This window comes from Massilia sp. Root351 (assembly GCF_001425045.1).
Classification (GTDB): domain Bacteria; phylum Pseudomonadota; class Gammaproteobacteria; order Burkholderiales; family Burkholderiaceae_D; genus Rugamonas.
This window is the reverse complement of record NZ_LMDJ01000012.1, coordinates 626,053-639,404: the sequence shown is the minus strand read 5'-3', so window position 1 is coordinate 639,404 and position 13,352 is coordinate 626,053. Positions and strand designations below refer to the sequence as shown.

The window sequence follows — 13,352 nt, the reverse complement described above, 5'->3', positions numbered from 1 at the left end:
ATCGCGCCGGCTGTCCAACAATGCAAACTTTCAATAAGCCAGCGGATTGGCTAATATGATTCAATGAAAAAGACAACATTACTACGCGTCGTGCCGGCAGTCGCCGCTGGCGCCCTGGCGCTGTATGCCGGCATCGGCTTTCTGGCGCTGCCTGCTATCGTCAAGAGCCAGGCCGTGCAGCTCGCCGCCGACAAGCTGCACCGCCAGCTCACCATCGACGATGTGACATTCAATCCGTTCACGCTGGCGATGGAGATCCGCGGCTTCAAGCTGATGGAGCCGCAGGGCGGCGCCGTTTTCGCCAGTTTCGATGCGCTGTCGCTGGACCTGGCGGGTGAGACGCTGTGGCGCATGGCGCCGGTGGTGCAGCAAGTGCGGCTGGCGCAGCCTTACGTGCACCTGGTGCGCACCGATGCGAACCACTACAGCATAGACGACATCATCGCGCTGGCCGCCAGCCAGCCGCCGTCGCCGGAGCCGGCGCGCTATGCGGTGAACAATATCCAGCTCGAAGGAGGGCGCATCGCGTTCGAGGATATGCCCGCGCGCGCCACGCATACGGTGGAGGGGCTGAAGCTGGGCGTGCCGTTCGTGTCGTCCATGCCGGCCGACGTGCAGGTGTTTGTCGAGCCTTTGCTGAGCGCGAAGATCAATGGCGCGCCGCTGCTCCTGAAGGGCAAGGCGCTTCCGTTCGGCGCCGCGAAGGAAGTGCAGGTGGAATTGAACCTGGACGACGTGGCGCTGCCGCGCTACCTGGACTACCTGCCGGGCAAGCCGAATTTCAAGCTGCCCAGCGCTTCGCTGAGTACGCGGCTGACGGCCAGCTTTGTGCAGCCCAAGGACAAGGCGGCCGCGCTGGTGATACGGGGCGACGCCAGCCTGAAAAACCTGGCGCTGACCCGGCCGGATGGCAAGCCCTTGCTGAAGCTGGCGGCACTGGACGCCAAGCTGGGCAGCCTGGATATCTTCGCCGGCCGCTACGACCTCGCACGCGTGGCCTTCGACGGGCTGGACGTGGAAGTGGCGCGCGACCGCAAGGGGCAACTCAATTTCGGGCAGCTGATGCTGCCGGCGGCCCCCGCTGCAAAAGTGGCGTCCGCGGCGCCTGCAGCATCTGCCGCGTCGGCGGCGCCTGCAATATCTGCAAGCGCTGCGGCAGGGCCGGCTGGCGCAGCGGCGCCTGCGGTGGCCGCCGCCAAACCCGCGCAGCCGCCGGCGGGCACGCTGGTATCGCTGAAGGAACTGGAGTTCACCAATGCCTCGCTGCGCTACGCCGACGACACGCCGCAAGCGGCCGCCAAGGCCGATGTTGAAAAGTTTGCCGCGACCATACGGGGCATCGTAGCCGATACCGGCAAGAAGACCGTGGCAATCGCCGAAATGGCATCCACGGGCGCCAACCTCGCTTACACGCAGGGCAAGCGCGCCGCCGCACAGCCTGCGGCCGGGAGGCCCGCCGGCAAGGCCCAGGACGGCGACGAACCCTACCTGGTGACGGTGGGCCGCGTGGACATCCAGGACTGGTCGCTGCGGGTGGACGACCGCAGCCATGCCGAACCTTCGGTCTTTGCCCTGTCGCCGGTCAGCCTGGCGCTGCAGGACGTCTCCAGCGCTCCCGCCAGCCGCAGCAAGCTCGATCTGAAGGCGACCGTGAACAAGACCGGCCAGCTTGGTATCGCCGGCACGCTGGGCCTGTCGCCGTTCAGCGCCGACCTGGCGCTGGACCTGAAGAATATCGGCCTGCTGCCGCTGCAGCCTTACGCCACCGACTACGTTAACCTGCGTTTCACGCAGGCGGCACTCAGCACCAGGGGCAAGCTGCTGCTGGATACCGGCAAGGATGGCGCGCTGGCGGGCGGCTTCAAGGGCGATGTCGGCTTGAACAACCTGGCCACGATCGATAAATCCAGCTCGAACGACTTCCTGAGCTGGAAAGCGCTGTCGTTCAGCGGCATGGACCTGAAGCTGCAGCCGTTCGCCATGAGCGTGGACAAGGTGGCGCTGAGCGACTTCTTCGCGCGCGTAATCATCGACCCAACCGGCCGCCTCAACGTGCAGGACATCAAGCGCAGCGCCGCCAACGAAGACCGCAGCCTGACTGAAGCTGGTTCGCGCGCCAAGGACGCCATTGCGCAGGCCAAGGCTGCCAAGGCCGCCAAGGCCGACGCAGCCAAGGCCGCCCCCGCAACTGGCGCCGGTGCAGCGCTGGCCGCCGCTCCGGCCGCCGATACAACGCCGCTGCCTCCCATCCGCATCGGCCAGTTCACGCTGTCCGGTGGACGCGTGCGCTTCACCGACAACTTCATCAAACCGAACTACACCGCCAACCTGAAAGGCATAGGCGGCACCGTCACCGGCCTGTCATCGGATGCCAACAGCAATGCCATCGTATCGCTGCGCGGTGAAGTCAACAGCGCGCCGCTGCTGATCTCCGGCCGCGTCAACCCGCTCAAGCGCGACCTGTCGCTGGACCTCAAGGCCGAGGTGCGTGGCATGGAGCTGGCGCAGCTGTCGACCTACGCGGACAAGTATGTCGGCTACGGCATCGAAAAAGGCAAGCTGACCTTCGAAGTAGGCTACCAGCTGGAAAACCGCGCGCTGAAGGCCGAAAATCGCCTGGTGCTCGACCAGCTGACCTTCGGCAGCGAAAGCACCAACCCCGACGCGACCAAGCTGCCAGTGGGCCTGGCCGTGGCGCTGCTGAGCGACCGCAATGGCGTGATCGACATCAACGTACCGATCGGCGGCTCGCTGGACGACCCGGAATTCTCGGTGGGCGGCATCATCCTCAAGATCATCGGCAATGCCATCGTGAAGACGGTGACCTCGCCGTTCGCGCTGATCGGCTCCCTGTTCGGCGGCGGCGAAGAACTGTCCAAGCTGGACTTCGACGCCGGCCGCGCCAATCTGCTGCCGGCCAGCGAAACGCGGCTGCGCTCCCTGTCCAAGGCGCTTACCGAGCGTCCCGGCCTGAAGCTCGACATCACCGGCCGCGTGGATCCGGTTGCCGATCTGGAAGCGCTCAAGCACGTCGCCATCGAACGCAAGGTGCGCCAGCTGAAAACGCGCGACCTGCAGGCGCGTGGCGCGGTGCCCGAAGGCGGCGTGGAGGTGGGCAAGGACGAGTACCCGGCTTTGCTGGCGCGCGTGTACAAGGATGAAACCTTTGCCAAGCCGAAGAACGCCATCGGCCTGCAGAAGACGTTGCCGCAGGCGGAGATGGAAAAGCTGATGCTGGCCAATTCCGCCGTCTCCGAAGCCGATGTGCTGGCCTTGGGCGGACGCCGCGCGCAAGCTGCCAAGGAGTGGCTGATCACCACCGGCGCGGTGCCGGCGGAGCGGGTTTTCATCGTCACAGCCAAGGCTTCGCCGTCATTCTGCGGCGTGGACTTCGCGCTGCGCTGATAGCTCTCTTTGGTCTTGCATAACACATATCATGAAAAAAATGTTGTTCGCGTTTATATAGGGCATATATAATTCGCGCTCTTTGATGCAAGGTGTTGGGCCGCGCTACTAGCGCGGCCTTTTGCGTTTTGCACAACATAACACTCCCGGCAAGGGAGGGGCGGAGACACTCTCTCTAACCAAGCACGACCCAGACAGGAATGTGAATGATTAAGATGTCCAAGATGCAGAAGCGTTTTTCCCGCACCGGCAGCGCCGTACTGGCGCTGAGCGCGCTGGTGCCAGCCGGCGCGGCCATGGCCCAATCGGCAGATGCACAGCAAGCGCAAGCCGGCCAGCTGGAGACGGTCACCGTGACCGCGCAGCGCCGTACCGAAAACATCCGCGACGTGCCGGTATCGGTCTCCTCGCTCAAGGATGAAAAGCTGGACGTGATCCTGTCCGGCGGACAGGACATCCGCGTACTGGCTGGGAAAGTGCCTAGCCTGAACGTGGAATCGTCGACCGGCCGCGTGTTCCCGCGCTTCTATATCCGTGGCTACGGCAACGCCGACTTCAGCACCTTCGCATCCCAGCCCGTGTCGCTGATCTATGACGACGTCGTGCAAGAGAACCCTATCCTCAAGGGCTATCCGATGTTCGACCTGGCCAACGTGGAAGTGCTGCGCGGTCCGCAAGGCACGCTGTTCGGCCGTAACACCCCGGCCGGCGTGGTCAAGTTCGAATCCGCCAAGCCTAGCCTGAAAGGCATGGAAGGCTATTACAACCTGTCCTACGCCAGCCACGGCACCACCAACGTCGAAGGCGCGGTCAATGTTCCGCTGTCGAACGAATGGGCGGTGCGCGTGTCCGCACTGCGCCAGCACCGCGACGACTACGTCTCGAACGCCTTCACCAAGGAAGACGATTCGATGGAAGGCTACAACGAACACGCCGAGCGCGTGCAAGTGCTGTACAAGCCTAACGCCGACTTCAACGCGCTGTTCAACGTGCACCAGCGCGTCACCAGCGGCAGCTCGCGCCTGTTCCGCGCCAATATCATCAAGAAGGGCACCAACGACCTGGTTGATGGTTTCGACGCCGACAAGATCTACACCAACGGCCAGAACTTCCAGAACCTGAAAACCGCCGGCGGCAACGTGCGCCTGAGCTGGGACCTGGGCGCCGTCAAGCTGTACTCCATCACCGGCTACGAAGCCATCAGCGAATACCTGAGCCGCGGCGACATCGACGGCGGTAACCCGGGCAACGCGCCGGCCGTGCCGTTCCAGGTGGAGACTGCAGGCAGCATTCCAGACCTGAAGCAGTACTCGCAAGAGTTCCGCGTGGAGTCGAAGAATGCCGGTCCGATAAACTGGCAGGCGGGCGTGTATTACTTCAATGAAGATGCCACCGGCGGCACCGACAACTTCAACACCGCCGGCGTGCGCACCACCCGCGTCACCAGCCAGCAGAAGAACACCGCCTGGGCGGCGTTCGGTTCCGTCAACTACGCCGTGAACGAGCAGTTCACCGTGCGCGGTGGCCTGCGCTACACCAAGGACAAGAAGGACTTCAACACCCTGGAAGCGATCAACACCACATTGGTCGGTCCGAAGTCGGTGGAGGCTAGCAAGGACAAGATCAACTGGGACCTGAGCGGCACCTACGCGCTGAACAAGGACGTGAGTGTATACGCGCGCCTGGCGACCGGCTTCCGTGCTCCGAGTATCGCCGCTGCATCGACCTCGGTGCCAATCACCGTGGCCGACGCTGAAACCATCACCTCGGTCGAGGCCGGCGTGAAGGCAGACCTGCTGAACCGCCGCGCGCGCGCATCGCTGAGCGTGTATCAGTATGACGTGAAGAACCAGCAGCTGACGGTTGTCGGCGGCAATTCCAACGTCAATAAGCTGATCAACGCGGCCAAGACCAAGGGTCATGGCCTGGAAGGCGAGATCGAAGGCTTCATCACCAACCAGTTCAAGGTGGCGCTGAGCGGTTCGTACAACTTCACCGAAATCAACGACGCCTCGCTGTCGGTGAACAAGTGTGCGCAGTGTACGGTGACCGATCCGATCAATGCGGCCGGCCGCGTGGTCATCGACGGCAATGCGCTGCCGCAGGCGCCGAAGTGGATCTTCAACGCCAGCGCGCGCTACAACTGGCCGCTGGCCGAAGGCAACTTGTTTGTGCTGACCGACTGGTCCTACCGCAGCAAGGTGAACTTCTTCCTGTACGAAGCCAAAGAGTTCACCGGCAAGCCGCTGACCGAAGGCGGCGTGCGCGTGGGCTACAACTGGGCGGGCGGCAAGTATGAAGTGGCAGCATTCGGCCGCAACATCACCGACACCCAGCGCATCACCGGCGCCATCGACTTCAACAACCTGACCGGTTTCATCAACGAGCCGCGCCAGTGGGGCGTGCAGTTCAAGGGCAGCTTCTAAGCAGCCCGCAAGCTGTCCGGGGTCGGGAGAATATTTTCAACCTGCTCTGGACAGCCTGAAAAAGGCTCACTATAATGTGGCCTCTTTTCCCTGATAGCTCAGTCGGTAGAGCGACGGACTGTTAATCCGCAGGTCCCTGGTTCGAGTCCAGGTCGGGGAGCCAGAATTCAGCAGCAAACAAAAAGCCCAGCCTTAACAGGTTGGGCTTTTTGCGTTTCAGATGCCTTCTGTTCGCGCATAGCGGGCCGCAGTGAGGCTATTGTGCGAGGGGATGGCTACTCCTGAGGCGAGGTTCGCATGGTGCCGGGCGGCGGTTGACGGGACCGCGGATGCTGGGCCGAGCAGGAGCGGATAGGGAGTCTGGGCCGTCACAGATTATTATCGATCTCGGTCTGACCTGCCTGCAACTTCCGTTCTCGCCCCAAACCGGACGTTTAGAAGCCAGCAGCAATCCATGTTACGTGGGAAACCCACCGCAGACATGTTTCGCCTGATCCCAACATAGGCAGCAAAAAATCTTGAAGTCTGCCTCTTTGAACCATACCTGAGCGTTGTTGTCGCCTAGAGCCACAAGCCTGTCCTCGCATCCTTTGCACCAGGCGTCCGGTCGCGCAAGATCCTCGTCGCTGCCCCAGAAGAATCCGACACGCTTGCCTGCGTCCGTCGCATGAGCGACGTGTACACATATCAGTCCTATGCCTTGCTCGCCATGAATCGGGCAATTACATGTTTTTGTGGCTTCCAAAGTGTCCCACTTATAGGTAAAAGTTGTCTGGCCGGTTCTGGCCGTTATACGTCATCGCTCGCTCTTCAGCAATTCGCTGTCAAACCACACATCCTCATAGCCTGGCGCGAGTAATACACGCCATCCAGGCGGCAATGCCAAGTACGGGAGAATGCTCGGACAATAGTCTCCCAAGTGGGCAACATGAAGTGGTTGGTAAAAGTCTGCGTCGGCTGAATATTCGCCACCGTAAATGTACCAGCCACATGTACCATTTTCAGGATTTAGGCGGGCCGCATGCAGCGGCACTTTGCCAAGCGAGTCAAGCGCAATCCCTACTTTCTGGGCAGGCTCAGGTGGCAAGCACTCCGCATCGAAGCGTCGGCAAATATCATGGTGTCCAGTTCGCATGTCTACCTAAGTCAGTTGTGTGATACCAATGTCTGCTGCTGGCCGAATGCGGTCCTTGATCACAGGATAGCATGTTGCCAATCCAAACAAACACGTGTTCCCGCCAGGACGGGCATGGCACGGACGTGACTTAGATGGGATCGCACTGAGAATTTAATTTCGGTTGGGGCCACTAGCAATGCGTCTTCCGTCGCGAGGCGGCATGGCCTGGTCAGAGGCGCCGTCGCGGCGCGTCGCTTGCATTTAGTGCGGTTGCCTCATGCCCGCGCCAGTTGCGGCTTTCCCGCCGAGGTGGGCACATGCCGATATTCGTCTGGACCGCCAGGCCCAGTCGGCGATTCGGTCGGCGGTGTTCATCCCGCTGGCGCCGGTTTCCTCCCCGGTTTGCGGGTGTTCGTCGCATGGGCAAAACACGCGCAGCCGAGCCGCTAGAATGGCGGGACAGGTTCAACACGAGGAATTTAATGAGTTCTCCCGGATTTTTGCCATTCAACGCTGCTCCCGTGCCGGAAGTCAAGCACGACCGCCGCCTGGTGCGCCGCTACCTGCTGCAATCGGCGCTGCGCTTCAATGCCGGCTCGCTGCTGTTCCTGTCGCTGGCGATCGCGCTGCTGCCGCTCTGGCTGAACTTCGGCACGGCTGCGCCGGGCGAATCCGAGGCCCGCAAGCTGAGTCCGTACATGATCGGCGGCATCGTGCTGGCGGTGATGGCCTGGTTCGCGCTGCTGTCGAGCGGGATCGCGCGCAGCTATCTGGTCCGGCTGGGCGAGGAGGGCAAGGCGCTGTGTGCCGAGGGGATGGCTTCCTCGGTGGCGCGCCGCATCGATGCGCCGTTCAATTCCAGCACCACCTTTGACCTGTGCACCGAATCCTTGTCGGGACTCGCGCTCGGCACGGCGCTTGGCTACTCAGGCCCACCGGCGTTCTTCCACGATCCTTTCAAGGGCCGGATCGTTCTGGGCCGATGGCGCCCGATGGTGCTGGGGCGCCATGTCGAGGTGCGGGTATCGTCCGATTTGGGGCCCAGTTGCCACATCGAACTGCGTTGCCGCCCGGGCCTGGCCTGGTTCGCGATCCAGCAGGGCGAGTCGCTGAAGGCCGCCGAGATGGTGTGCGTCCAACTGCGCCAGCACCTCGCGCGCCATGCAAACGTATTGGATGCGGCGCGTCGTGAACGCGAGCTGGAACGCACCTCGCTGCAGGCGCGCCTGTCGGCCTTGCAGGCCCAGGTCGAGCCACACTTTCTGTTCAATACCCTGGCCAATCTGAAGTACTTGATCCGCACCAACCAGCAGGGTGCGCAGGACATGCTCGACCACCTGGTCGGCTATCTGCAGAACGCGTTACCGGATATGCGCTCGGTGTCCTCGACCCTGGGACGGGAGATGGATCTTGTTAGCGACTACCTGGCGGTGATGCGCATCCGCATGGGCACGCGCCTACGCTTCGCAGTCGACGTGGAAGAGAACTTGCGCGGCTTGCCGTTCCCGCCCGCGATGCTGATCTCGCTTGTGGAGAACGCCGTCAAACACGGGTTGGAGCGGGCCAGCCGGCCTGGCCTGATCACCATCAGCGCAAGGTGTGAGAGCAAGGGGAGCGGCGAGTTGCTGGGCGTGTCTGTGGTTGACGACGGCGTCGGCTTGACTGAACAGGCCGGGCAGGGCACGGGACTGGCCAATATCGCAGAGCGCCTGCAGCTGTTGTATGGACGCGAGGCGAGCCTGTTCGTGGCGCCCGGCGACGGACAAGGCGTGCGCGCCGTGCTGACGGTGCCGGTGGCGGGGAGTCCTGCCTGATGCCCCGCGCCCTGATCGTCGAAGACGAGCCTCTGCTGCGGGCGGAACTGACGGACCAGTTGCGCGTCCTGTGGCCCGAGCTGCAGATCGCCGGCCAAGCCGAAAACGGCATCGACGCGGTGGCGGGCATCGATGCGCTGAAGCCAGACATCGTGTTCCTGGACATCCAGATGCCCGGCCTGAACGGCATGGAGGTGGCGCGCCATATTCCCGAGTCCTGCCAGGTGGTGTTCGTTACGGCTTACGCGGACTATGCCCTGGCCGCTTTCGATGCCGGCGCGTCCGACTACCTGGTCAAGCCGCTGACGACCGCGCGCCTGCTGCAGACGATCCGTCGCCTGAAGTCGCGTGTGGTCGCAAGCCCGCCGCCGGCCGTGTGGGAAAAGCTGTTCGAGCAGGAACGCGCGCCTGTATACCTGAAGTGGATCAAGGCTTCGAGCGGCAATACGGTGCGGCTGGTGATGGTGAGCGAAGTGCTGTACTTCCAGTCGGACGAAAAGTACACACGGGTGGTGACGGAGAACGGCGATGCGCTGATCCGGCTGCCTCTCAAGTCCCTGCTCGAGCAGCTGGACCCACAGCTGTTCGCGCAAATCCACCGCAGCGCCATCGTCAACCTGCAGGCTGTCGACCGGATCGAACGCAGCGAACAAGGGGGACGCGGCGGCGCCGGCCTGGAGGTGATCCTGAAGGGCCGGGCTGAGCGCTTGACCGTTAGTGAAGCGTACACCAGGCAGTTCCGCCAGATGTAGCTGGCAGCGGACAGGAAGCGTTCAAGTAGCACGCGGCATCGTGGCACAGTCGATGCCGACGGTATCAGGCAACACAAGAGCATTACAGCGTTTGCACCTTTTGATTCATTTATCCCATATGGAGCCAAATCCTACTATGCGACACATCCTTCCCGCCGCAGCCATGATCTTCTGCGTCATCGCCCTCCCCACCGCCAGCGCACAAGAACAAAAGCCCGCCTCATCCGCGCAACAATCGCGGTCGTTGAGCGCGGCAGACAAGGCCGCTGCCGTAGACCTGTTAGCCCAACGCCTATCCGATAAGTATGTTTTCGCCGACGAAGGCAAGAAGATGGCTGCCGCCGTCCGCAATCATTTGCTCAAGGGCGACTACCAGAAGGCTGCGACGGAGACGGAATTTGCAGGCTTGCTGACAACACATATCCAGGCTGCCCACCCGGACAAACACCTGAGCATCCGCTACGTTCCCAATGCGCAGCCTGACCGCCCGCGGCCCTCTCTCAACCAGGCCATGCCTGCCGAGGTTCGGCAGCGTATGACCGAAATGGGGCAATACCTCAATTTCTCCTTTGAAAGGGTAGAGCGCCTACCCGGCAATATTATGTACCTCAAGTTCAACGGGTTCTTTGATGCGGGTATCGCCAATGCGGCTGCCACAGCCGCCATGAATCTGGCAGCCAATGGCAACGCGATGATCATCGACTTGCGTGAAAACCGGGGCGGCGACCCGCGCATGGTGGCGCATGTGGCAAGCTACCTGCTTGGCGACAAGAAGGTGCATCTGTCGGACATATACTTCCGGGCTGACAATGAAACCAATTCCTTCTGGAGCGATCCAGCCGTTCCCGGAGCGCGCTTTGGCGCAGACAAGCCTGTCTACGTGTTGACCAGCGGCCAAACTTTCTCCGCAGCCGAAGATTTCACATACAACCTCCAAGCGATCAAGCGCATCACCGTAGTCGGTGAAACCACCGGCGGCGGTGCGCATCCAATCCAGCCGTTCCGTATCGATCCGAACTTGGTCGCCGTCATACCGGTAGGGCGCTCGATCAACCTGATCACACAAGGCGATTGGGAGGGGACCGGCGTGAAACCTGATGTGGCCGTTGCATCAGAGAAGGCTCTGACAAAAGCAAATGCGCTGGCCCTGCGTCAGGTGCTACCGAAAATCAGCAACCCGAACGAGCGGTCAATGCTTGAGAAAAAGCTCGCGGAATTGGAAACGGCTTTGTAAATCTGAACAAAGGTGCGGATGCTTGCGTCCGCGCCAATATGGATACCAGACGCGCGAGCGTCCTTCGCCGATTTATCGTGTTAGCAACTCCTTGCCAAAGGCGGTACTATCCCCAGATCTCGTTTCCATTCAGAAGGGTAGATCGCAATGGCCGTCAAACCATCCAATGTCCAACGTTATGTGCTGCTGTCCAACCGCGGGCTGTATTCGCCGGCGCTCAAGCTGACCGTCACCAGCGAGGAGAAATTCACCCGCGCCCTGTTCGTGCGGACGGGGTTGCAGACCACGGCCAAGGCGGCCAAGCCGAAGACGGTGAAAGTGGTCCATTCGACGGCGGAGACGGGGCCGAAGCTGGTGGAACTGAGCGATGCGGAGGCGGCGGCGCTCAAGGCCAGCAACGCGGGCATCAAGCTGGTGCCCGAGGTGCGTTACCACGTGGCGCGCAGCCCCAGGCTGCAGATCGTGAAGCAATCGACCGGCAAGGCGCAGGCCAAACCGGTAGCCGGCATCGGCTTGAAGGTGACGGACGCCGGCACGGGCAAGCCGGTGAAGGGCGCGCAGGTGGTGGCGTTTACGGACTTGGCGGCCGGCGTGGGGCAGCAGGGAACCACCAATGCCAAAGGCCTGGTGAGCCTGAAGTTCACCACCACCAGCAAGAAGCTGGAACTGTTGCTGATCTACGGGCCTGCCGGTTATTGGGGCTTGTGCGAGCGGTCGGTGACGATCAAGGATGGCGGTGTGAAGAGCATCGCGCCGATCGACCTGGCCACGCCGGATTATCTTGATGCCTTGTATGGGCACCATGCGGCCGATGCCGGCGCCGGTGTGCGGGTGGGCGTGATCGATACCGGCGTCGATGGTGCTCATCCAGACCTGGCGGTCGCGGGTGGCGCCGCCTTCGTCGCGGACGAGAACGATGCCGGCGGCTGGGGACCGGCCAAGCTGGAAGGCGAGCACGGCACGCATGTGGCGGGCATCGTTGGCGCGCGCGGCCAGCAGCCCAGCGGCAAGCAGGGCGTGGCGCCGGGCGCGACGCTGTACAGCTACCGGGTGTTTCCGAATGCGGGCGGCGGGGCCAGCAACTACGACATCCTGCGTGCGATAGAGCAGGGCGTGGCGGACAAGTGCGATCTGCTGAACCTCAGCCTGGGCGGCGATACGCCCGATGAAGCCGTGCGCGACGCCATCAAGTCCGCCTTCGACCAGGGTACCCTGTGCATCGTGGCAGCGGGGAACGATGGCCGCCAGCCGGTGTCCTACCCTGCTGCATGGGCCGAGTCGGTTGCGGTGTCGGCGGCAGGCAAGCAGGGCACCTTCCCGGCCGATTCGTCCGAGCAGCTCGATGTCGCGCCGCCGGCGGCAACGAGCAATAAGGAAACCTTCATTGCGCAGTTCTCCAACATCGGCACGCAAATCGATCTGACCGGGCCGGGCGTGGGCATCGTCTCCACGTTGCCGGGCAAAGGGCATGGCGTGATGAGCGGCACCTCGATGGCTTGCCCTGCGGCGGCGGGGGCTGCCGCCGTGCTGCTGGCTGCGCAGCCGAAAGTGCTGGCGATGGCGCGCGACCGCAAGCGGGCCACCGCCATGCTGGCGGTGATCAACGCGGCTGCCAAGCCGCTGGGCTTTCCCAAGGACCTGGAGGGATTGGGGCTGCTGCCTTGATGCCGGTGCGGCCGGCGGTTGCCGGCCGGCGTGCTATATTGAAGATATGAGCCAGCTTATCTTACGACGCACGAATGCAGCGGCGGTGTCGGCCGAGGAGGCGCTTGCCTTGCTCGGCACGCTGCCGCAGGGGCGCGTCATACATCACAGCGGGAACAATATCCTGGCCGATATCGCGCCTGAGAATGTGGCTGAGTTGCGGCAGAAGCTGGACGGCTGGATCGTGTCGCCGCAGGGGGAACGAATTCCCGTACCCGACACGCGCCGGCACATTTCGTAGCCGCCTCCCTGATTTAGTCCTTCAGCCCCTTGCCTGCCAAGATGTGCGGCACGCATTTCTCCACCCTGGCCGTGCGCGTCTTGGACTGCTTTGCTTCGGCAAAGTGCAGCAGGTAGGCGCGCTGCCGTCCCGGCGTGAGCGCCTCGAACGCCTCCTGCAGCTGCGGCGAGTCGTCCAGCCTGGCCTGGAACTCTTCCGGCATGTCGAAGTCCGCCGTCTCCTTGAACTCCACGCTCAGGCCCGCTTTTTCGACAGCGACGGCTTCCTGGACATAGGCTTTCACGACGGCTTGCATCTCGTCGACCTGGCTGGCGCTGGTAAAGCGGATCTGACGCCCTGCCTGCACATTCTTGGTCTGCTGGATCAGCACGCCTTCTTCGTCCTTGAGAAGTGAGCCCTTGAAGAACAGGATGGCGCAGTATTCTTTGAAGGTATGGATCAGGACGATGTTGGCGTCGTTGAACGTGTAGCAGGGCACGCCCCATTTCAGCTCTTCGTTGAGCTGGCAGTCGAGGATGATGGCGCGCAGTTTGCGCAACGCGGCTTGCCAGGTCGTGGCTTGTTCCACATACGCGTCAACCTTTGGGTTCGTCTCTTTTTTCTTCATAGTCTGTTGTCCCGTTGCGAGCGATAAAGTCGGCAGAAAGATTGTCAATATA

The 13,352-nt window shown here is 62.4% G+C and carries 8 protein-coding genes and 1 tRNA gene; 8 read left to right on the top strand and 1 reads right to left on the bottom strand.

Annotated elements, in window-relative coordinates:
• Positions 1 to 63 precede the first annotated feature (63 nt).
• The 8 genes from ASD15_RS15855 to ASD15_RS15820 all read left to right on the top strand — a co-directional run bounded on the left by ASD15_RS15855 (position 64) and on the right by ASD15_RS15820 (position 12,693).
• On the top strand, positions 64 to 3,405 hold the full coding sequence (locus ASD15_RS15855) for a DUF748 domain-containing protein (protein WP_082551865.1): 3,342 nt from the start codon (positions 64 to 66) through the stop codon (positions 3,403 to 3,405).
• Between the two features lie 206 nt (positions 3,406 to 3,611).
• Positions 3,612 to 5,831 (top strand): TonB-dependent receptor, encoded by a 2,220-nt coding sequence (locus tag ASD15_RS15850; protein ID WP_082551864.1) that lies wholly within the window; start codon positions 3,612 to 3,614, stop codon positions 5,829 to 5,831.
• A gap of 87 nt (positions 5,832 to 5,918) precedes the next feature.
• Positions 5,919 to 5,994, top strand: a tRNA-Asn gene (locus ASD15_RS15845).
• Between the two features lie 1,436 nt (positions 5,995 to 7,430).
• The gene (locus ASD15_RS15840; RefSeq protein WP_162249904.1) at positions 7,431 to 8,762 is read left to right on the top strand and encodes a sensor histidine kinase; all 1,332 of its coding nucleotides are present in this window, start codon (positions 7,431 to 7,433) and stop codon (positions 8,760 to 8,762) included.
• Positions 8,762 to 9,514, top strand: a complete 753-nt coding sequence (locus ASD15_RS15835; protein ID WP_057155903.1) for a LytTR family DNA-binding domain-containing protein — start codon at positions 8,762 to 8,764, stop codon at positions 9,512 to 9,514. The genes ASD15_RS15840 and ASD15_RS15835 overlap by 1 nt, the downstream gene beginning before the upstream one ends.
• A 136-nt stretch (positions 9,515 to 9,650) precedes the next feature.
• Positions 9,651 to 10,748 (top strand): S41 family peptidase, encoded by a 1,098-nt coding sequence (locus ASD15_RS15830; protein ID WP_162249903.1) that lies wholly within the window; start codon positions 9,651 to 9,653, stop codon positions 10,746 to 10,748.
• Between the two features lie 147 nt (positions 10,749 to 10,895).
• Positions 10,896 to 12,413 carry a S8 family serine peptidase gene (locus tag ASD15_RS15825; RefSeq protein ID WP_057155901.1) on the top strand — a complete coding sequence of 506 codons (1,518 nt, stop codon included), beginning with the start codon at positions 10,896 to 10,898 and terminating at the stop codon, positions 12,411 to 12,413.
• Positions 12,414 to 12,459: 46 nt separating this feature from the next.
• Positions 12,460 to 12,693, top strand: coding sequence for a hypothetical protein (locus tag ASD15_RS15820; RefSeq protein ID WP_057155900.1), 234 nt, complete (start codon positions 12,460 to 12,462; stop codon positions 12,691 to 12,693).
• 13 nt (positions 12,694 to 12,706) lie between these two features.
• Here the strand turns inward: ASD15_RS15820 and ASD15_RS15815 are convergent, their stop codons facing one another.
• Positions 12,707 to 13,261, bottom strand: coding sequence for a YdeI family protein (locus tag ASD15_RS15815; protein ID WP_229418209.1), 555 nt, complete (start codon positions 13,259 to 13,261; stop codon positions 12,707 to 12,709).
• Between the last annotated feature and the right edge of the window lie 91 nt (positions 13,262 to 13,352).